Here is a 19,500-nt window from a genome sequence, read left to right on the forward strand (position 1 = left end):
TGTGGACATCATCATCGGGGCCGTCGTTTCCGAGGGGAGCCGGACGTGGACGAGCGAGAGCAGATCAGGCAGCGCCGAGCGGAGGACATGGCGGCGCGGGCCGACGCCTTCAACTGGTCGCCGGTCGTGGAGAGCCAGGGGTCGTACTTCCGTCCGAACGAGCTGCTGACCACTGGTCTCGCGTTCCAGCGGCTGTCGGACGAGCTGGCCAAGTACCAGGCGGCGCCGTACGCGAGCGGCTCCGACCCGGCCCACTGGCGGGAGACGAGCAAGCTGGCCCGTGAGTCGCGCGACCTGAACTCGACGCTGACCACTGTGGACACGACGCTGCTGACCCTGCGGACGAACGACGTGCTGGACGTGGTCGGCAGCCTGGACGCCCTGCTGCGCACGCGCTTCGGCGGCGAGGACGACGACCCGTCCGGGGTGGGCGCCAACCAGGTGTTCTTCGGTGAGCCGATCTACCAGGGCGGACCGGGTGGGCCGCCGTTCCCGGCGACTCGCCCGGCGCTCACGCTGGGTCCGTCGATGATCACCGGTACCCCGGACCTCGCCGTGCTCGACACGGGCCTGCCCTTCACCTGGGCGTCGGTGCACGAGGAGCTGGACCGGGTGCTGCTGCCGGATGAAGACGACCACCGGCTCCCCGGCATCGGCGGGTTCCTCGCGACCCACTCGGGCCACGGCCTGTTCATCTGCGGCCTCGTGCAGCGGGTGGCACCCGGCCTGGTGATCGATCCGGGCAAGGTGATCGACACGACCGGCGTCGGCGACGACGCGACCATCACCGCTGAGCTGCTGGAGACGCAGGCCAAGGTCATCAACCTGTCGCTGGGCGGCTACACGTATCGCAACCGCCCGCCGCAGGCACTCGCACGGGCGCTCGCCCGGCTCGGGCACGACCGCGTCGTGGTCGCCGCGGCGGGCAACAACAACTCGCCGCGCCCGTTCTGGCCGGCGGCCTTGAAGGGCGTCATCGCGGTGGCCGCGTACGACTCGCGCGGCGGCGGCGTGGCGAAGACGTCGTTCTCCAACCACGGGACGTGGGTCGACGTGTGCGCGCCCGGTCAAGATCTGGGGAGCACGTTCTTCCCCGGCAACTGGCCGCCGGTGAACGGGCTTCCGCTCGAGCTGGGCGACGGGGCCGGGTGGAGCGGCACGTCGTTCGCCGCGCCTCTCGTGGCCGCCGAGATCGCCCGCCGCGTGCGCGACTCCAGCCGCTCACCTCGTCAGGTCGCCTACGAGTTCCTGGCGTCGCTCGAAGAGTCGCCGTGGCCGGACGAGCTGGGCCTCATCTACCAGCCGCAGGTCGACCTGACCGTGCCGCGCGGCGGACTGCCCTCAAGCACCTAGGCAGATGAACCGGGGCTCGGCAGCCTCGGCCAGCGCTTCGGCGGGGCTGGAACCCGCGCGCAGGTGGGCGTGCAGGTCGCCGACGAACCGGGCGGTCTCGGCATCGGGCACGGGCGTCACCGCGGCGATCACCGTGCGCGTGCCCAGCGCGAGCAACGCCGACGAGAGCCCCATCAGCTCGTCGCCCGCGCGCACGGCCGTCCGCCCGGACTGGCACGCCGACAGCACCACCAGCTCCGGCGGGCGGGCGAGCCGTTCGAGGTCGTAGACGGTGAGCGGCCCGTCGGCGAGCCGCAGCGACGAGAACAGCGGGTTGTCGGTGCGCAGGTCGCCGTGCGCGGCGATGTGCGCGATCCCGGCACCGTCCACCGCGTGCAGCACGGCCTTGCCGGTCGCCTGCTCCCCGGTCAGGACGACGCCGCCGGGATAGGCGTCGCCCAACGCGTCGACCTCCGCCGCCGCACCGGGCAGTCCGGGCCCGGCGACGAGGACGACGCCACCACCGCGAGCGTCTCGCGAACGGGCGTGCAGCCAGCCGGCGGCCGACGGCGCGACCCGCACCGCGCGTCCGCGCAGGCTCGGCAGCAGCCCCCACGGCGCCGGGTGCAACACGCCGGTCGGCACGACGACCAGCGGCCCGTCGAGCCCGAGCGGCGTGATCAGCAGAGCGTCGAGCGCGGCACCGGTCTCCCGCACCACCTCACGCATCCGCGCCAGGTCACCGAACCCGGCGGCGAGCCTGCGCAGTCCGAAGTGGGCGGCCTCGACGCGTTCGGCGACCTCGGCGACGGACCCGAGGCGGTGCAGCCGGCACCGCCCGCTGCTCACCGTCACCGCGAGCAGCGACCCGGCGTGGTCGACGTACTCGACCAAGGCCCCCGCGCCGAGTGCGACGCCGAGCTCCGCGACCGAGGGTGGCCGGGTCACCGGCCGGTGCAACGTGCTGCGCGCGCTCCGGCTCGCCTTGAGCACCCTGGCCTCGGCCGCTCTGAGCTCACGCCGTGTCCGGACGACCGAACGACCGGCGAGCAACGCATCCTGGAGCTCGAGAGACAACCGGCGCACGTCCGCCAGACCGAGAGCCAGCTCGGGCTCGTCGGGTGGCTGCGCGGGCGGCAACCGCAACGACCGCGCGCGGAACCGTTCGGCCCACGCCAGCACGGCTCTCGGGTCACCCCCGTCGAGGGCCATCTCCAGCCCCATCGCGGCGAGCCGGCGACCGTGCGCCGCGACGTGCACCCGGAACTCGGTCGCCCCGAGCGCCGCCTGCCGCTGGTCGACCACGCTCAACCCGGCCCGCAATGCGGCCAACGCACCCCGGCGGTCGCCGTCGACGGACCGCAGCAACGCCTCCGCGTGCCACGCCCGCACCCTGAGCCCGGCCGAAGCGGCCCGCCGAGCCCCAGCCGCCAGCCTCAACTGCTCCCGAGCAGCCCCGACCCGCCCGCTGATCAACGCCGCGTTGGCGGCCGTGAGCCGAGCATCCAGCTCGGTGCTCCGCCACCCGGCCCGAGCCAGCTCCTCGGCACACCCGACCGCCCGCTGGTAGATCGCACGAGTCGTGCGCCCGCCCTCCGAGCCGCCGAGTCCCGATGCCAGGACCGACTCCGACGAAGCCCGAAGCCCCAGGAACCGGGCGTGCAGCGCCCACCCCTGTCTCCCCTGCCGCCGGAACGAGGCCCGAGCCGCCTGCGCGGAAGCCTGAGCCAGGGCGAAGTCCGACGAAGCCAAGGCCACCCGTGCCAGGAGCACCTGCCCCTCGGCGAGATCAGCCCGAGCACCGGAAGCCCGCATGTCCGCCACGGCACGGGACACCAACTCCCGCGCCTCCCCCACCAACCCGACGGACAGCAACACCTCGGCGTGGTCCACGAGCAACGCGGGATGCACGGCCCCGTGAGCCCGCAACTCGGCCTCGGCCGATCCGAACAACGACAGGGCGGCGGGCGCGTCGCCACGCCGGGCCGCCACGAACCCGAGGTTCCACGACACGTCCGCCGCGAACTTCCCGTACCCGAGTCCCAGGTGGAGCGAACGCGCCCGTTCCAGGTCGGCGGAAGCCAGCGACAGCGACCCGCGGTAGGCGTGCAGCAACCCGCGGTTGTTCAACGCCCGCGCCTCCCACAACGCGTCCCCGCTGCGCCGCAACGCCCGCACCGCGACACCGAAAGCCGACAGCGCCTCGTCCAGCCGACCGGCGCGCTGCAGGATCAACGCCCGCTGCGACTGCAGCCGCGCCGCCTGCGCCCCGCGCAACCCGACGGCCGCCGCATCGGCCGAACGCAACGCCGCGGCGACCTGTCCGCGTTCCAGCAACACGAACGCGAGTGACATTCGCGCCTCGGCCTCCGCCACGCTCCCCGCCGACGCCACCCGCACGGCCAGTCGCCCGCGACGCTGCGCCGACGCCAGGTCACCCAGCTCGCGCAACGCCAGGGAAGCGGCACGATGAGCCGCCGACGCCTCATCGGGTGACGAGACGGCGGCCGCGTCGGCGCGTGCGAGTGCGAGGCGGGGCGAGGTCCCCACCAGTGCCAAGGCCTCGGAAGCGCTCACCAAGACAGTGCATCACGGCGGTCGAGTGAGTTCTCTGGTTGACATGACCATGATTGCGGCACAATTCGGACTCGTGTCCGACGACAACGGAGTGCTGCTGGCCGCCGCCGCGCGCGGTGACCAGGCTTCGTGGAACGAACTCGTCCGCAAGTACAACGCCCTGCTCTGGTCGATCGCCCGCGGCTTCCGGCTGAGCACCGAGGACGCGTCGGACGTCGTGCAGAACACGTGGCTGCGGCTCGTCGAGAACCTCGACCGCATCAACCAGCCCGACCGGCTCGCGGCGTGGCTCGGCACCAGCGCGCGAAGAGAATGCCTCCAGCTGCTCAAGCGCAACACGAAGACCACCACCGTCGAGGAGCTCCCCGAGCTGAGGGACCCAGCGCCCGAAGTGGACACCTCCCTCCTCGTCGACGAACGCGACCACGCGCTGTGGCAAGCGGTGCAGCGCTTGTCGGACAAGTGCTACCAGCTGATCCGCGTGCTCATGGCCGACCCGCCGCCGAGCTACGCCGACGTCGCCGAGATGCTCGGCATGCCGGTGGGCAGCATCGGTCCGAACCGGATCCGCTGCCTCGACAAGCTGCGCAAGCAAGTGGAGAAGCTGCCGTGAACGAAGACGAGCTGCTGCAGCGACTCCGGGCCGTCGCGTCCGAAGTGGATGGTGTGCCCGACCACGTGAACCTGGCCGCCGAAGCGGCACTGGGCACGCGCCGGCTCGACGAGGAGCTCGCCGAGCTCATCGCCGACTCCGCCGAGCACACACCTCAACTCGTCCGCGACGCGAGCGACATCCGGATGCTGTCGTTCCGCGCGGGTGCCGTGGGGATCGAGATCGAGATCGACGACCGGCTCCGCGGCCTCGTCACCGGCGCGCGAGGCACCGTCACGATCGAGACACCCGGCGGCACCACCGAGGCCGAGCTCGACGAGCGCGGCTGGTTCACCGCCGACATCCCGGAAGCGGCGACGGTCCGGCTCAAGATCACCGCGGACGACGGCACCGGGGTGGTCACGAGCTGGTTCACCAGGTGAACGAGCCCGTGACACCTCACGACTGCACGCGGACGACCCACCCCGGATCCGACGGCCGGACGTCCACGTAGGAGCAGACCTGCCGGGTGAACCACAGTCCCTGGCCGGGCGCGGGCTCCGCCGCGGCGGGCGGCCGGAACCCGATCAGCAGGTCGTCCATGTCCCCGGCGGCCGAGACCACCTCGCACACGGAGGCACCCGCCACCGGCCACGCGTAGACGAGCCCGGCCCGAGCGAGGGCCACGACCTCGGCGACGGCGGACGAGAACACGCCCGCGTCGACGGACGACAGCCCGTGCGCCGTCGCCTGCGCCACCACGAACCCGTCCACGTCGCCGTCCGAGGACACCACCGCGGCGTCCGACGGGCGCGGCGGCAACGGCGTGGAGTCCAGCCGTGCGATCAACGCCATCGGGTTCTCGTACCACGTGCTGACCCGCCGCTCCACCCCGTGCATCGACGTGGGGTGCGTGCGCAGCGCCGCCTCCACGATCGACGGCGACGCGACCCGCGTGTCGTACGGGCACATCGCGGTCACCTCGAACGGCGCCAGCAACACGTTCAGCATCGCCTCGTACCGCACCCACTCGGCGGACTCGCGCGAGGAGCTCCCCGCGCGCCCCGACCAGTCCGGTTCGGCGATCGCGTGGATCTGCCCGCGCGGCCCGGCGTTCGCGGCGATGTACCCGGCTGCCTTGGCGAGCGTGTTCGGCGCGGAGCCGTCGTACCAGTCGGCGGACGAGACGAACTCGACCAGCCGGTGATCACGGCCCAACGCGTCGCGCACCATGTCGATCTTGGCGGGCGTGGTCACCACCAGCGGCGGTGGTTCGCCGTCGGCCGCCAAGCCCTCCAGCAGGAACGGCACGGACGTCGCGACGAACTCCTCGTCGGAACCGTGCACCGCGATCCGGTGGTCGAAGGCCCCGTCCGGTTTCGCACTCATGTGTACTCCTCTCTGTCGCCGAAGCGCTGACCCGCGACCCACGTGGCTATCTGGCTGCGCGAGCTGAACCCGAGCTTGCCGAGGATGCGTTCCACGTGGCCTTCGGCCGTGCGCCTGGCGATCACCAGCCGGTCGGCGATCTCCTGGTTGCTGAGCCCTTCGGCGACCAGCGACGCGACCTCGGACTCGCGCCTGGTGAGCGCGGACTCCCTGTCGGTGTGTTCCGCGTGCTCCTCGGTCTGCTGCTCCAGCGCGTACGCGACGCCCGCGTCCAGCCCGCGCGTGCGGCCGCGTCGGTAGGCCAGCTCGAACGCCCGGTCGCCCGCGCGGAGCCGCTGGGACGCGTTGTAGTGCTTGGAGCCGAAGCGGTTGATGTCGATGTCGCGCCACACGCCGTCGGCCACGCCGAGCAGCACGGCCGCGCGTTCGTCGCGCTGCCGGTTCGACGCGATCACCGCCAGCAGGTCGAGTGTGAGTCCGGTGCCCACCATGTCGTGCAGCGCGTGCTTGAGCGCGAGGGCTTCCCGCGCGTACGCCTCCGCGGTCTCCCATTCGTCCTTCACAGTGTGCGCCAGGGCGCGCACCCGCAGGACGTAGGACAGCACCCATTCCTCGTGGTGTGCCTCGCATGTCAGACGCGCCTTGTCGCACACCACGATCGCCCAGTCGGGATTGCCGTCGAACGCGAGCGCCGCGGCCAGCTCGACCAGGTCCAGCGCGGCCAGGCTCGGCAGCTGACCGGGCACGCGCGGTCTTGCGACGGCTTCCTCGAACAGCGTGCGCGCCTCGGCGAGGTTGTCGCGGAACAACGTCATGAGCCCCACCACGTGCTCCGCGTGCGCCGCCTCGGCCGCGTCGCCGAGCTGGAGTGCCAGCTCCTTCGACTCGAGCGCCAGCCCGGTGCCCCTGGTCAGGTCCTCGACGCAGTTCGCGAGCAGCCCGGCGACCCACAGCCCGCGCGCGCGTTCACGGGTCGGCGCGGGGTTCGCCTCCAGCGTCAGGTCGAGCCAGTACCGGCCTTCCATGCGCGCGGTGCAGCCGTGCCAGTAGAACCAGAGGCACCCGGCGAGCTCGAGTCCTTTGCGCGCCTCACCTTCTGTCGTGAGGCAGTAGTCGAGCGCGCCGCGGATGTTGTCCTGCTCGGCGCGCAGCAGGTGCACCGTGTCCCGCTGGCCCGGCCCGAACCACGTCCGCTCGCAGTTCAGCGCCAGCTCGAGGAACCAGTCGCGGTGCCTGCGCCGGATCACCGGCTCGTCGGCGCCGAGCTTCTCCCTGCCGTAGTGCCGGATCGTCTCGAGCATCCGGTACCGCAACCGGTCGCTGTTGCGCTCCCGCACCAGAACGGACTTGTCGACGAGCCCGGCCACCGCGTCGAGCACGTCCTCGACCGGTACGTCCGGTCCTTCGCAGACGGCCTCCGCGGCTTCGAGCTCGAACCCGCCCGCGAACACCGAGGCCCGCGCCCACACCAGCTGCTCGGCCGGCGTGCACAGCCCGTAGCTCCACTCGACGGTCGACCGCAGCGCCTCGTGCCGGGTGAGCCCGCCGGTGCCGTCGGCCAGCCGCTCGGCGAGCTGCTCGATCCCCTGTTCGCGCATGCCGACGGCGGCCAGCTCGATCGCGAGCGGCAGCCCGTCGAGCGTCCGGCACAGGCCGGCGACGGCGTTCCGGTTCTCGGTGGTGAGCCGGAATCCGGGGGCGACCGCGGCGGCGCGTTCGACGAACAGGCTGAGCGCCGAGTCCTCGTCGCGGTTCGTCTTCAGCGGTCCCACCTCCAGCAGGTGTTCCTCGGTGAGCCCGAGGCGGTGCCTGCTCGTCACCACGAACCTCATCGCGGGCACGTGCCGCAGCAGCGTCGCGACCAGCCGCCCGCACGCGTCGATCACGTGCTCGGCGTTGTCCAGCACCACCAGCAGCCTGCGGTCGCGGAGCCGTTCGACGAGCACCTTCTCCGGTGGGAGGTCAGCGAAGTCGTCGATCCGCAACGCGTGCGCCACCGCGACGGCGACCAGCGCCTCGTCCTCGATGGCCGCGAGCGGCACCATCCACACGCCGTCGGCGAACGCCCGTTTCACCTGGTTGGCGAGCCGCAGCGCGAGCCGCGACTTGCCGACCCCGCCGGGTCCCGTCAGCGTCAGCAGGCGAGTCGTCGACAACACCTGTTTGGCAACCGCCAGCTCCTCTCGCCTGTCGACGAAACTCGTGCCCTCGGCGGGCAGTGATCCGACCATGCTCAGCTACGCCCCCCGGCTCATCCGGTGGCAGGTTAAGCGCTCTTTCGCGATAGTCGATGAACATGCACTCGTTTGGGTGCCTGTTCGCTGACAGCGCGTCAGTGAACTACGCGTCACGCAGCGCCTACCTCGGATGGGCGTACGCGTCCTCCAGCCGGCCGGGTCTCTCGTCACCGAGTGCGAGCGGGCGATCGGAGTGCAAGACTGCGGCTCCAACGCCAAATTAGGAGGATCCCGGTGGCCTCTCGCCTCAACCCCTACCTCAGCTTCGCCGGCAACGCGCGGCAGGCGATGGAGTTCTACAAGGAAGTCTTCGGTGGCGAGTTGAACGTCAACACCTTCGCCGACTTCGGCAACACCGAGGGCGAGATCGCGAACAACGTCATGCACAGCCAGCTCGAGACGCCGAGCGGCTACACCCTGATGGCGTCAGACATGGCACCGGACCAGGGGGCCGCGGTCCCCAACTCGGCCGTCAGCCTCTCCGGCGACGACGCCGACGAGCTGCGCGGCTACTGGGAGCAGCTGTCCGGCAAGGGCGGCACCGTGCAGGTCCCGATGGAGAAGCAGATGTGGGGCGACGAGTTCGGCATGTGCGTCGACCAGTTCGGTGTGCCGTGGATGGTCAACGTCGTCGCGCAGCAGGGCTGATCAACGCGCGAAGCGCCCGGCCTTCAGGCCGGCGAGGAACGACCCCAGTGCGCCCGGTTCGAAGTCGAGGACCGGGCCGCTCTGGTTCTTGGAGTCCCGCACCTTCCCCGGCGCCAGCTCGACGCAGTCGCTGGTTTCGTCCTGGCCATTGCTGCGAGAGCTCTTACGCCAGGTCGCCTGGTCGGTCATCGGGGGCCTCTCTCCGTCGGTCCTGGCCACCAGCCAGCTCGGCGATGAACCGACGCGATTCTCCCGCATCCAGTGCCAGGCGCTCCAGCCCCTTGATCGTCTCCTCGTACGAGGCGATGTGATCATCTGCCTCCAGAATGACCGTGGTCGCGCGCGTGTTCACGTAGGCGACCCACCGCTTGTCCCGCCGCTCGATCAGCACGAAAGCGCCATCACCCGCCATGTGCGCACCAGCATCCTCAGGGATGACGCGGAGGCACACGTTCTTCCAATCAGCCATGAACATCAGGTGCATCAACTGGTCGTGCATCACCTGCGGACTCCCGATGCACTTGCGCAGCACCGCCTCCTCGACGAAGAAGGTCACCTTGGGTGCCTTCTCCCCTCTGAGCACCTCCTGCCGCTTCGTCCGCAATGCGACCAGCTTCTCCACCACCTCCTCGTCGTCGTGGAACACCCTCGCTATCGCCCGTGCGTACTCGGGCGTCTGCAACAGGCCTGGGATCAGCACGCAGTTGTAGGTCGTGATCGCCTTCGCTTCTCGCTCCTCGGCGACGACGTTGCGCGAGTCGGCCGATCCAGGCCCGTACGGGAGAACCCAGGTCTCCTTGGTCGCCTCGCGGTTGTGGTCGACGAGCTTGCGCAGCCGGGCACCCTTCACTCCACATGAGCTGAGCCAGTGGATCAGGTCCACCTCGTCGATCGCCTGCTTGCCGCCCTCGATCCGCGACACCTTGCTCTGGTCCCACCCGAGCCGGTCCGCGAGCCCAACCCCGTCGAAACCGGCCTTCTCCCGAATGGCCAGGAGCTCCTGCCCGATGTCGCGGCTGCGCGCCGTCGATCGGCGTGACGTCATGGCTTGCACGCTATTACCAGCCGTGCCCAAAATAGACGTACGGCGCCAAAAGTCCGCCCGAAAGTAGCAGGTCAGCGGCCTGTATGTCCCCAGGACATAGTTGCGCCGGCCCCACGAACACCCTAGGTTCGAGATCACCTGGGGAGGTTCGTTTTGATCAAACAAGTTGCGCCTGCGGTCGAGGTGACCGCGTTGCGGCGGGTGTTCGCCGGAGGCAAGGGACTGCGGAAACGAGGCCCGGAGCACGTCGCTCTCGACGGCGTCGACCTGGTCGTCGACGCGGGCGAAGTGCACGGCCTGCTCGGCCCGAACGGGGCGGGCAAGACGACGCTCTGCAAGATCCTGTCGACGGTGCTGCTGCCGTCCGGCGGCATGGCGAAGGTGCTGGGCCACGACGTCGTCACGCACACCGCGCAGGTGCGCACGTCGATGGGCATCGTGTTCGGTGGCGAGCGCGGCCTGTACGGCAGGCTCACCGCGCGGCAGAACCTGAAGTTCTGGGGCGCGCTGCACGGGTTGCACGGCAAGCAGTTGCGCACGCGAGTGGACGCGCTCCTGGACCGCGTGGGTCTGCGCGACCGCGCCGATGACCGGGTGGAGGCGTTCTCGCGCGGTATGAAGCAGCGGGTGCACCTGGCGCGCGGCATGGTCGGCGACCCGGCGCTGTTGCTGCTGGACGAGCCGACGACGGGCATGGATCCCGTGGCGGCCAAGGACTTCCGCGCGTTGGTGGGCGAGCTGCGCGCCGAGCGGCGGACCGTGCTGATCACCACGCACGACATGGTCGAGGCCGAGCAGGTGTGCGACCGCGTGTCGCTCATCGACTCGGGCCGCATCCTGGCCACCGAGTCGCCGAACGCGCTCAGCGAGTGGATCACCCGCTTCGAGCGCGTGGACGCTCTGGTGCCACCCGAGTTGGTCTCGCGGCTGCGCACCCTGCCCGGCGTGGGCTCGGTGTCCACTTCGGACGACGGGCGCACGAGGTTCGAGACGACCGAGGAAGGCGTTGCGGCACAACTGGTCCGCTCACTGGTCGAGGCCGGAGTCACGACGGTGACGACGTCGAAGCCGTCGCTGGAAGAGGTCTACCTGCACGTGTTCGGCGGGAACGGCATGGCGGTGCGCCGATGAGGACGCTGCTCATCGGGTGCTGGTACCAGCTGCTGGTGCTCCGCCGCTCCCCCGCCGACCTGATGGCGCTGTTCGTGGTGCCGGTCAACACAACCGTGTTCCTCGCGATCATGCAGCACGCCGACCGCCCCGACCTGGCAGGCCACGCGGTGCTCGCGCCGGGCCTGATGGCGTTGTGGGCGATCTCGCTGGTCACGTGCGGCGAGCTGATCGACGCCGAACGCTGGGGCGGCACGCTGGAGGCACTGGTCGCCGTGCCCGCGCGGATGCTGCCGCTGCTGACGGGCCGGATCGTCGTGGTGGTGACGGCGAGCCTGTTCGCGTTCGTCGAGTCCTACTTCGTGGCGCTGGTGTTCTTCGACGTGTCGATCTCAGTGCCGCACCTCGGTGTGTTCGTGGTGTCGATGCTCGCGACCGGTCTCGCGATGGCGTGCTGGGCGGGTGTGATGGCGTCGGTGTTCGTGCTGGCGCGGTCGGCGCGGATCTTCCAGAACGCGCTGGGGTTCCCGTTCTTCGTGTTGGGTGGCGTGATCGTGCCGGTGTCGTACCTGCCGGACTGGCTGCGCCCGCTGACGAACGTGGTGTTCCTGTCGTGGAGCTCGGATCTGTTGCGCGACGCGCTGAATCCCGCTCCTGTCCAGGACTTCGGGTTCCGGCTGCTCGTGTTGCTCCTGCTGGCGTTGGCCGGTGGCGGGCTGGGCGCCTACCTGTTGTCGGCCGTGCTCAGGCGGGTTCGCTCGCTCGGCACCCTCACCTACGCCTGAGAGGCCGGCATGCACTTCATCCGGGTCTTCCAGGCGGGCACCCTGAACGCCTTCGCCGACTTCGCCGCGACGTACACCGTGCGCACGTGGACGTTCGCGTGGCTGGGCAGGATCATCGCGCAGGTCGTGTTCTTCACCCTGATCGGCACGCTGCTCGGATCGCCTGAACAGCAACGCTTCCTGCTGGTCGGCGCGGCCGTGATGGCGATCGTCGGCGAGGTGCTGTTCGCGTGCGCGTCCAGCACGTGGGAACGCCGCGCGGGCACGTTGCCGCTGCTGGTGGCCTCGCCGGGCTCGCTGCTGGCGGTGTTCGCGGGCCGCAGCATCCAGTGGGTGCCGAGTTCGCTGGCGACGTCGTCGGTGTGCCTGCTGTGCGTGGGGCCGCTGTTCGGTGTGACGTGGTCTGTTCCGAGTGCGTTGCTGTTGGTCGTCGTGCTCTTCGTGACCGCCGCGACGACCTACTGCTTCGCTTTGGTGCCAGGCGCTGCGGTGCTGAACGCGATGGACCTGCGCAACATCGTCGCGAACGTCATCGGCGCGCTGATCACCGCGTTCTGCGGCGCCGTCGTGCCCGTGTCGTTCTGGCCGTCGTGGATCGGCTGGGCGGTCAACGCTCTTCCGGTCACCCACGGCCTGCGCGCGGTGCGGGAGCTGGCCTCCGGTGGCTTCGACGTGCTGCCGCACCTGGGGTACGCGGTGCTGACCGCCGCTATTTGGCTTGTCGTGGCGGGATGGCTGCTGCGAAGGTTGGCGGAACGAGGCAGGCGCGACGGCACGATCGAGTTCGGAGACTGATTCATGACGAAGATGCACGCCGACGAGGTGGAAATCTCCCTTTCGCTGGTGTCCCGTCTCGTTTCCGCGCAGTTTCCACAGTGGACCGATCTGCCGCTGTCCCCGGTCGCTTCCGGCGGAACGGACAACGCGCTGTACCGCCTGGGCGCGGACATGGTGGTGCGCCTGCCGCGCATCTCCAGCGCGGTCGGCCAGTCCGAGATGGAGATGCGCTGGCTCCCTGTGCTGGCGCCGCACCTACCGCTGACGATCCCGCGTCCGCTGGCTCTGGGCTCGCCGTCGTTCGGCTACCCGTTCACGTGGTCGGTGTACCGCTGGCTGGACGGCTCAGCCGACGTCCTGACACCGGATGCGGCATCGTCGCTGGCGTCGTTCCTGCTGGCACTGCAGGGGATCGACACCACCGACGCCATGCCGGCCCGAGGCCGAGGTGGCCCGCTCGCTCCGCGCGATCCCCACGTGCGAGCCGCTCTGGTCGCACTGTCCGGCACGATCGACGTGGATGCGGCGGCAGCCGCGTGGGAGTCGGCTCTGGCCGCCCCAGCGTGGGACGGCCCGCCGCTCTGGCTGCACGGCGACCTGCACGGCGCGAACCTGCTGACCTCGCACGGCCGGTTGAGCGCCGTGATCGACTTCGGCTGCCTGTGCGTCGGAGACCCGGCGTGCGACCTGATGGTGGCGTGGACGTTCCTGGACAGCGCGGGTCGTGACGCGTTCCGCGCCGCGCTCCCGTTCGACGACGCCGCCTGGGAGCGCGGCCGCGGCTGGGCCCTGTCGATGGCCCTGATCGCGTTGCCCTACTACCGGTTCACGAACCCGGTGCTGGCCGGGATCGCTGCACGGACGATCGAGCAGGTGCTCTACCCGACCGCGCGCACCCGGTAGAGCACCGTGCCGTGCGCGGGCACCTTGGCGCTGATCGTGCCCGAGGTCGTGGTGACCTTCTTGGTCCACAGGTCCGTCACCTCGTACCGCGCCACGGACAGGAGCCCGGCCTGCGCGGCGTTGGTGGAGATCGTGGCCGCGGCGTCGGTCTCGTTGTAGAGCGCGATGGCCGTGTCACCGTTCTTCAACGGCTTGGAGAGCACCCGCAGCCCGCCCTTGTTGCTGACCTGCTCACCCTGCTTGCCGAGCGGGTCCTGGTTGACCGCGATGGCGTCGGGGTTCGCGAGGATCTGCAGGTCCGCCTCACTGGCCTTGGTCAGGTCCGTGCCGATCAGCAGCGGCGACGCCATGATCGACCACATGCTCATCTGCGTCTGCTCTTCGGTCTGCGTCAGCTCGCCGTTGCCGATCTCGAGCATGTCCGGGTCGTTGAACGCGCCGGGCTTGGCGTACTTGTGCAGCGGGATGTTCTTCGCCGTGAGCTGCTTGACCCGCGCCCAGTTGGGCCGGATGTCGCTGGTGGTGCGCCAGATGTTGCCGACCTCGGGCGACCACGGGAACGGCGAGATCCCCCGGTCGCCCTTCTGGCAGATGCTGTAGAGGATCTTCTGCCCGGTCTGCTTCTCCGCGGCCAGCAACGCGTCACCCATCGCCTTGTACCGCGCGACCGTCCGGTCGAAGTTGTCGTCGGCGGGCTGGTTGCAGTTGTCGTACTTCATCAGATCGACTTTCCACTTCGCCCACTGCAAGGCGTCGATCTTCTCGAACCCGAACGAGCCGGGGAACCCGGCCTTGTCGCAGGTGCGACTGCCCGAGTCCGCGTAGACGCCGAGCTTCAACCCCTGCGCGTGCACGTAGCTCGCCATGCCGTCGATACCGCTGGGGAACTTCTCCTTGTTGACGACGAGGTTGCCGTCGGCGGCCCGCTTCGGCAACGCCCAGCAGTCGTCGATGTTGATGTAGCTGTACCCCAGCTCCTGCAACGTCTTGCCGTTGATCTTGCGGGTGTGGATGAAGTCCGCGGTCTTCTTCATGAACGCCTCGTTGACGTTGCACCGGACCGCGTTCCAGTTGTTGAAGCCCATCGGAGGTGTGCGCGCCAGCCCGTTCTCCAGCGCGGACGCCGGCGAGGCCACCGACATGCCTCCAGCCAGCAACACCAGTACCGCCAAGGCTCGCATCATGTGAACCGACACCCTCCTCGTTGAGCGGGGGCGGCGGTCCTCCGATGTTTCGCAGCGTACCCGAAACACCCAAATGCGCAGGAGTCCGACGTAACCCAGATGCGGCCACCGGCGATGGTGAAGTGTCGACCAGAGGAGGCCGTGGGGATGACCTACGAATTCGATGACGACCGATGGGGCCTGGCCAGGATCGAACGCCCTGCACGCCGGATCATCGACGCTGGCCTCGGCGAGGGCCGCTCGGTGATCGAACCCGACGTGCCGGCCTGGAGCAGCGAGACCACCGCTGACCTTCGCGCTCGGGTCGTCAGCAGCGCGGACTCCAGTGGCATCCCCTTCATGGACAAGCTCCGCGCGGAACTGCAGGGTGCGCCGCGCGCGACGTACCTGCTCACCGCCGAACTCCTCGCCTTGCACGTGCTCCCGCTGAGCAACGTGCGCGGACCGAAGAAGGTCGGACGCGTGGACGCGGTGCTGTCCTGGATGCAACCACCGGCCGTACTGCCTGCCGACCTGTGTGAAGCACTCGATGGGCCTGGGGTGCTCAACGGCGGTGTCGGTTTCAACGTCCAGATCTGGAACCAGCTGGCCTGGCTGCTCACCTTCGTCGAGCGGTGGCACACCCTCGACGAGGCAGGCCGCAACGCAGCGCTCAAGGAGCCATGGACGTTCCGCGAGCTGGTGCACAACCTGGACACCGGCCAGGTCGCCATCCGCAACTCGCTGCTGTACTTGGCCTTTCCGGACGTCTTCCTACCCATTGTCCGGCAGCCCGACAAGGTCGCGATCCGCAATGCGTTCGCCGAGGCGATCGGTGGCACAACCGGCGACGACCCGGTGACCATCGACCGCGATCTGTTCAAGATCCATGCCGCCCACCGCGAGCAAGCAGGCAACAAGCGGGTCGACTACTACCAACCACCCTGGCGTTCGGTCTGGGACAAGGGCAAGACCTCTGACAAAGCGGCTCGGGCCTGGCTGATTCGCGACAAGGCTACGAACCCGAATACCGGGTTCGTGGCACTTGCGGCCGAACACTTCACCGGGTTCAACCCCGACATGTCGCGTGATGAGCTCAACGCCGCGGTGGAGAACGGATACAAGCACCTCGACTACGCCCAGCGCCTTGCGATCGCCAACGACTACTACAACTTCCTCTTCACCATGAAAGCCGACGACCTCGTCACCACGGAGATTGGCGGCGACCTGCACATCGGTGTCGTCACCGGGGACCCCGAGTACTCCAACGACGACGTGTCGGTGCTGCGACGGCCTGTCTCCTGGACGATGACTACCCACGTTCACGGCGGACCGCTGCGTGACGAACTCGGCCAGGACGGAACAGTCGTCGACATCACCGGCACGATCGAGTACCTGAAGGACCTCACCGGAGCGAGCGACACAACTGCGGCATCACAGCCGACCGGTCCGGTGCAGCTTCCTGCGGCTACAAAGCAACTCGCTGACGACCTGCACTTCGATCAGAACTGGCTGCAGAAGCTGACGACTGTGCTGCAGGACCGCAAACAGGTGGTGCTCTACGGACCTCCAGGAACGGGAAAGACTTATCTCGCAAGAAGGATCTCACGCCACATCACCGATCAGGATGCCGTGCGGCTCGTGCAGTTCCATCCGTCGTACTCCTACGAGGACTTCTTCGAGGGGTTCCGCCCACGCGCCAAGGGCGACGCTGCCGGGTTCGAGCTGGTACCGGGGCCGCTGCGCCAGCTGGCCGCCCGCGCCGAGGCCGACAAGGGACGGCCGTACGTGCTCATCATCGATGAGATCAACCGGGCGAACCTGGCGAAGGTGTTCGGTGAGCTCTACTTCCTGCTCGAGTACCGGGACGAGAAGATCGACCTCCAGTACTCGCCCGGCGACCGCTTCAAACTGCCGTCGAACATCTTCTTCATCGGCACGATGAACACCGCTGACCGCTCGGTCGCCGGCGTGGACGCGGCGATGCGGCGCCGGTTCGCATTCCTAGAGCTCCACCCGGATCAGCCTCCGGTGCGAGGCATGCTTGCTCGCTGGTCCTCGACGCACAAGAAGAACGACGACCGGGCAACCCTGCTGGACAGGCTGAACGCGAAGATCGAAGCAGCCGACAGGGACTTCAAGATCGGCCCGTCGTACCTGATGAAGCCGGACGCGGACCACGCCGACGGGCTGGACCTCATCTGGGAGCACTCGATCCTGCCGCTGCTCGAGGAGCACTACTACGACCGCATGACTCGCGAAGCCGTGCGCGAGAGGTTCGGCTTGAAAGCCATCCGCGCGCCTCAGCAAGAGACCGGCCAATGATCGTTCTTGACGAGGCTGGGGCCGGCAAGACCGTGAACCTCACCGACAGACAGATCGAACGGCTGCGGAAGACCGATCTGGTCAATATCTCCGTCCGAGGCCTCGAGAAGTTCGAGCTGAAGCCCAAGCGAACGGTCGGCGCCGTGCACCTCGGTGATGGCGTGGCCGTGGTCGTGCAGCCCAAGATCAAAATCGCACGGGTGCTGTTCATGCTCGGGTACGCGACCAAGCCCGGATTCCCGGAAGGCGAGGTCGCCGGAGTCGAAGCTGCCGACCTGTGGCCCGCAGTCGCGGAAACGTTGTGCCGCCACGCAACACGAGCGCTCGAGGGCGGGGTGCTCCAGGGCTATGCCACCGAGCACACGGGCAGCACCGTGCTTCGCGGACGCGTTCGGGTTGGTGACCAGATCGCCCGGCGACCTGGCCGCATGATGCCCATGGAGATCACCTACGACGAATACTCGATCGACACAGTCGAGAACCGGCTGCTTCGCGCCGCCGTCCGCAAGATGCTCGCGGTCCCCGGCGTTTCACCGAAGATGTGCGATCGCCTGCGCCACATCGGCAACCAGTTGACCGGCGTGTCCAGTCTGTCGCGGGGCGCTCCCCTGCCCACCTGGCAGTCGCATCGGTTGAACGCCAGGTACGAGCCGGCTCTCCGCATCGCCGAACTCGTCCTGCGGAACCTCTCGTTCGAGGCAGGTGCGGGCGGGCTGCCAACGGCGTCGTTCGTGATCAACATGGAGAAAGTGTTCGAGAACTTCGTGACCGTCGCACTCAAGGAAGCGTGGAAGTCGCGTCCCGGCACGACCGAAGGTCAGTTCTCGACCACGCTGGACGAGGGGAAACAGCTCTCGATGAAACCCGACGTCGTGCACAGGGAGGGCACAAAGACGCGCATAGTCGTTGACGCGAAGTACAAGTTGGAAAGCGCGAGCGGCAGGTATCCGAACTCTGACCAGTACCAGATGCTCGCCTACTGCACGGCCCTCAACGTCCACCACGCCTGGCTGGTCTACGCACGTGGAACGCAAGGCGAGGTGACTCGCAACATCCGATGTACTCAGATCACGCTCCACGAGTACCCGTTGGACCTCGACGTTCCGCCGAAGGAACTCCTCGGTCAGATCGACCGACTGGCGAACAAGGCTTGGGAACTCACCGCCGGGAACTAGCAACCGCGACGCGCGAGGGTCACGCGTCGCGGCGCACGTCGGACGAGGTTCAGCTGGCCACCGGAGTGCGGACGTCGTCCCGCTCCCGCCGCGGCACGGGCAGCGACACCAGCGTGGCGCGGGCCGAGGCGCTGGCGGCGATGACGACGGCCGCCGCCACGGTGACCACGTTCTTGAGGATGTACTGGGCTTCGAGGGTGGCCTGCATGGGCGCGTTCCACATCTCGGCGGGGAACAACGCGAGCGGCGCCGACACGAGGACCACGTGGGACAGCAACAGGATCGCGGTGATGCGCGGCAGGCGGTTCGACAGCAGCACGAGTGCGATCAGCACCTCGCTGACGCCCGCGACCACCACCGCGAACGTGCCGGTGATCAGGCCGAACGTGAGTGCGGAGACCGTGCGTTCGACGAGGTCGACGACGGGGCTGCCCGAAGGGATCAGCTTCAGGGCACCGAACCACAGGTAGACGACGCCGAGGCCCAGTCGCAGCAGCGGGACGCCCGCCCGGCCTGCGAAGCGGATGGCTTGCTCGTCGACTCGATGCAGGCGCGATAAGTCGGGAAAGGACATTTCCAACTCCTGGGGAATCTGTCTGGGATGCCGGTGGCGTGGCCGACGAAACAGTCCCGCACTCGCGGCTGACAGTATCGCTGCGTTTCCACAGCATTTTTACGTACAGCGTACTGACCAGGCTCGACGGGTCGAAGAGTCACTCCGGAGCGACAAATGCTTCACGTAGCAAACATATCTACAGAGTCGGCCTGTTCGAATTCGAACTATGACAGATTCGATTGTGAGAGCGATTTCCCGGTCTGCACCAACAAGACTCTTGGGTGCACACTGACCCCATGCGGAAGCTGATCCTCTCGATCTCGATCTCGCTCGACGGCTTCATCGAAGGCCCGAACCGGGAGATCGACTGGCACATGGTCAACGACGAGTACCACGAGTACATCAACAACGTGCTGCGAGCCATGAGCATGTTCCACCAGGGTCGCGTGACGCACGAGCTGATGGCCGCCTACTGGCCCACCGCCGACCAGGACCCGGAGGCCGGCCGTTGGACGAAGGACTTCGCCGGCATCTGGCGCGACATGCCGAAGCACGTGTACTCCAAGACGCTCGACGACACCGCGGACTGGAACACGACCGTCAAGCGCGAGGTGGACCCGGACGAGATCAACGAGCTGAAGCGGCAACCCGGCGGCGACATGGTCGTCGGCGGCGCGGACCTGGCAAGCGCTTTCCGGGATCTGGATCTGATCGACGAGTACCACCTGTACGTGACCCCGGTCCTGATCGGCGCGGGCAACCCGCTGTTCAAGCACGGGTCGCTGCAGCAGCTGACCCTCGCCGAGACCAGGACGTTCAGCAACGGTGTCGTCCTGCTGCGCTACACGCGCTGAATCATCCGATGGATCCTGCAGGAGCAGAAGTA

Annotated in this window: 18 protein-coding genes; 11 read left to right on the plus strand and 7 right to left on the minus strand. The window is 68.6% G+C overall.

All coding sequences use genetic code 11. The annotated features are described in order from the left end of the window. Positions 1 to 45: 45 nt before the first annotated feature. On the plus strand, positions 46 to 1,353 hold the full coding sequence (locus FKR81_RS44475) for a S8 family peptidase (protein ID WP_222598467.1): 1,308 nt from the start codon (positions 46 to 48) through the stop codon (positions 1,351 to 1,353). Here the strand turns inward: FKR81_RS44475 and FKR81_RS31555 are convergent. Continuing rightward, positions 1,342 to 3,909 carry a CHAT domain-containing protein gene (locus FKR81_RS31555; RefSeq protein ID WP_146357530.1) on the minus strand — a complete coding sequence of 856 codons (2,568 nt, stop codon included), beginning with the start codon at positions 3,907 to 3,909 and terminating at the stop codon, positions 1,342 to 1,344. The two genes, FKR81_RS44475 and FKR81_RS31555, sit on opposite strands and share 12 nt — an antisense overlap. 43 nt (positions 3,910 to 3,952) lie before the next feature. Between FKR81_RS31555 and FKR81_RS31560 the strand changes: the two genes are divergently transcribed. Together FKR81_RS31560 and FKR81_RS31565 are read left to right on the plus strand one after the other, a co-directional pair. Next, positions 3,953 to 4,522: an RNA polymerase sigma factor gene (locus tag FKR81_RS31560; protein ID WP_146357532.1), complete on the plus strand. Its 570-nt coding sequence runs from the start codon at positions 3,953 to 3,955 to the stop codon at positions 4,520 to 4,522. Further along, entirely contained in the window at positions 4,519 to 4,944 is a 426-nt protein-coding gene (locus FKR81_RS31565) for a hypothetical protein (RefSeq protein WP_146357534.1), read from the plus strand. The genes FKR81_RS31560 and FKR81_RS31565 overlap by 4 nt, the downstream gene beginning before the upstream one ends. A 16-nt stretch (positions 4,945 to 4,960) precedes the next feature. On the opposite strand, the gene FKR81_RS31570 is transcribed toward FKR81_RS31565, so the two are convergent. Together FKR81_RS31570 and FKR81_RS31575 are read right to left on the minus strand one after the other, a co-directional pair. Then, the gene (locus FKR81_RS31570) at positions 4,961 to 5,890 is read right to left on the minus strand and encodes an MEDS domain-containing protein (protein ID WP_146357536.1); all 930 of its coding nucleotides are present in this window, start codon (positions 5,888 to 5,890) and stop codon (positions 4,961 to 4,963) included. Then, the gene (locus FKR81_RS31575) at positions 5,887 to 8,121 is read right to left on the minus strand and encodes an ATP-binding protein (RefSeq protein ID WP_146357538.1); all 2,235 of its coding nucleotides are present in this window, start codon (positions 8,119 to 8,121) and stop codon (positions 5,887 to 5,889) included. Before FKR81_RS31575 ends, FKR81_RS31570 begins: the two co-directional genes overlap by 4 nt. A gap of 240 nt (positions 8,122 to 8,361) precedes the next feature. Here FKR81_RS31575 and FKR81_RS31580 point away from each other — a divergent pair, with 240 nt between their 5' ends. Next, positions 8,362 to 8,775, plus strand: coding sequence for a VOC family protein (locus tag FKR81_RS31580; RefSeq protein WP_146357540.1), 414 nt, complete (start codon positions 8,362 to 8,364; stop codon positions 8,773 to 8,775). On the opposite strand, the gene FKR81_RS31585 is transcribed toward FKR81_RS31580, so the two are convergent. Both FKR81_RS31585 and FKR81_RS31590 read right to left on the minus strand, forming a co-directional pair. After that, positions 8,776 to 8,964, minus strand: coding sequence for a DUF397 domain-containing protein (locus FKR81_RS31585; RefSeq protein WP_146357542.1), 189 nt, complete (start codon positions 8,962 to 8,964; stop codon positions 8,776 to 8,778). It abuts the gene before it with no gap. After that, positions 8,939 to 9,820: a helix-turn-helix domain-containing protein gene (locus FKR81_RS31590; RefSeq protein WP_146357544.1), complete on the minus strand. Its 882-nt coding sequence runs from the start codon at positions 9,818 to 9,820 to the stop codon at positions 8,939 to 8,941. Before FKR81_RS31590 ends, FKR81_RS31585 begins: the two co-directional genes overlap by 26 nt. Positions 9,821 to 9,973: 153 nt before the next feature. Between FKR81_RS31590 and FKR81_RS31595 the strand changes: the two genes are divergently transcribed. Genes FKR81_RS31595 through FKR81_RS31610 form a run of 4 tightly spaced genes read left to right on the plus strand, consistent with a single transcriptional unit; the run spans position 9,974 to position 13,395 of the window. Then, positions 9,974 to 10,951, plus strand: a complete 978-nt coding sequence (locus FKR81_RS31595) for an ABC transporter ATP-binding protein (protein ID WP_222598468.1) — start codon at positions 9,974 to 9,976, stop codon at positions 10,949 to 10,951. Further along, positions 10,948 to 11,715: an ABC transporter permease gene (locus FKR81_RS31600; protein WP_146357546.1), complete on the plus strand. Its 768-nt coding sequence runs from the start codon at positions 10,948 to 10,950 to the stop codon at positions 11,713 to 11,715. Before FKR81_RS31595 ends, FKR81_RS31600 begins: the two co-directional genes overlap by 4 nt. 9 nt (positions 11,716 to 11,724) lie before the next feature. After that, on the plus strand, positions 11,725 to 12,510 hold the full coding sequence (locus FKR81_RS31605; RefSeq protein WP_146357547.1) for an ABC transporter permease: 786 nt from the start codon (positions 11,725 to 11,727) through the stop codon (positions 12,508 to 12,510). Positions 12,511 to 12,513: 3 nt separating this feature from the next. Further along, positions 12,514 to 13,395, plus strand: coding sequence for an aminoglycoside phosphotransferase family protein (locus FKR81_RS31610; protein WP_146357549.1), 882 nt, complete (start codon positions 12,514 to 12,516; stop codon positions 13,393 to 13,395). Here FKR81_RS31610 and FKR81_RS31615 read toward each other — a convergent pair. Continuing rightward, on the minus strand, positions 13,371 to 14,579 hold the full coding sequence (locus tag FKR81_RS31615; RefSeq protein ID WP_146357551.1) for a glycoside hydrolase family 27 protein: 1,209 nt from the start codon (positions 14,577 to 14,579) through the stop codon (positions 13,371 to 13,373). The two genes, FKR81_RS31610 and FKR81_RS31615, sit on opposite strands and share 25 nt — an antisense overlap. Positions 14,580 to 15,041: 462 nt before the next feature. On the opposite strand from FKR81_RS31615, the gene FKR81_RS31620 reads away from it, so the two are divergent. Continuing rightward, positions 15,042 to 16,883, plus strand: coding sequence for an McrB family protein (locus tag FKR81_RS31620; protein WP_186763280.1), 1,842 nt, complete (start codon positions 15,042 to 15,044; stop codon positions 16,881 to 16,883). Then, on the plus strand, positions 16,880 to 18,058 hold the full coding sequence (locus tag FKR81_RS31625) for an McrC family protein (RefSeq protein WP_146357555.1): 1,179 nt from the start codon (positions 16,880 to 16,882) through the stop codon (positions 18,056 to 18,058). The genes FKR81_RS31620 and FKR81_RS31625 overlap by 4 nt, the downstream gene beginning before the upstream one ends. A 49-nt stretch (positions 18,059 to 18,107) precedes the next feature. Here FKR81_RS31625 and FKR81_RS31630 read toward each other — a convergent pair whose 3' ends face one another. After that, a complete protein-coding gene (locus tag FKR81_RS31630; RefSeq protein WP_146357557.1) occupies positions 18,108 to 18,632 on the minus strand; it encodes a DoxX family membrane protein in 525 nt (174 codons plus the stop codon). Positions 18,633 to 18,910: 278 nt separating this feature from the next. Between FKR81_RS31630 and FKR81_RS31635 the strand changes: the two genes are divergently transcribed. Continuing rightward, complete coding sequence (locus FKR81_RS31635) at positions 18,911 to 19,468, plus strand: dihydrofolate reductase family protein (RefSeq protein WP_146357559.1); 558 nt, start codon at positions 18,911 to 18,913, stop codon at positions 19,466 to 19,468. Positions 19,469 to 19,500 lie beyond the last annotated feature (32 nt).

The organism is Lentzea tibetensis (genome assembly GCF_007845675.1).
Classification (GTDB): Bacteria; Actinomycetota; Actinomycetes; order Mycobacteriales; family Pseudonocardiaceae; genus Lentzea; species Lentzea tibetensis.

Bases quoted from the DNA above. Each gene is read 5' to 3' on its own strand.
- FKR81_RS31560 (WP_146357532.1), top strand. From the start codon at position 3,953: ATGACCATGATTGCGGCACAATTCGGACTCGTGTCCGACGACAACGGA.
- FKR81_RS31570 (WP_146357536.1), bottom strand. From the start codon at position 5,890: ATGAGTGCGAAACCGGACGGGGCCTTCGACCACCGGATCGCGGTGCAC.
- FKR81_RS31575 (WP_146357538.1), bottom strand. From the start codon at position 8,121: ATGGTCGGATCACTGCCCGCCGAGGGCACGAGTTTCGTCGACAGGCGA.
- FKR81_RS31585 (WP_146357542.1), bottom strand. From the start codon at position 8,964: ATGACCGACCAGGCGACCTGGCGTAAGAGCTCTCGCAGCAATGGCCAG.
- FKR81_RS31590 (WP_146357544.1), bottom strand. From the start codon at position 9,820: ATGACGTCACGCCGATCGACGGCGCGCAGCCGCGACATCGGGCAGGAG.
- FKR81_RS31600 (WP_146357546.1), top strand. From the start codon at position 10,948: ATGAGGACGCTGCTCATCGGGTGCTGGTACCAGCTGCTGGTGCTCCGC.
- FKR81_RS31605 (WP_146357547.1), top strand. From the start codon at position 11,725: ATGCACTTCATCCGGGTCTTCCAGGCGGGCACCCTGAACGCCTTCGCC.
- FKR81_RS31610 (WP_146357549.1), top strand. From the start codon at position 12,514: ATGACGAAGATGCACGCCGACGAGGTGGAAATCTCCCTTTCGCTGGTG.
- FKR81_RS31615 (WP_146357551.1), bottom strand. From the start codon at position 14,579: ATGATGCGAGCCTTGGCGGTACTGGTGTTGCTGGCTGGAGGCATGTCG.
- FKR81_RS31625 (WP_146357555.1), top strand. From the start codon at position 16,880: ATGATCGTTCTTGACGAGGCTGGGGCCGGCAAGACCGTGAACCTCACC.
- FKR81_RS31630 (WP_146357557.1), bottom strand. From the start codon at position 18,632: ATGTCCTTTCCCGACTTATCGCGCCTGCATCGAGTCGACGAGCAAGCC.
- FKR81_RS31635 (WP_146357559.1), top strand. From the start codon at position 18,911: ATGCGGAAGCTGATCCTCTCGATCTCGATCTCGCTCGACGGCTTCATC.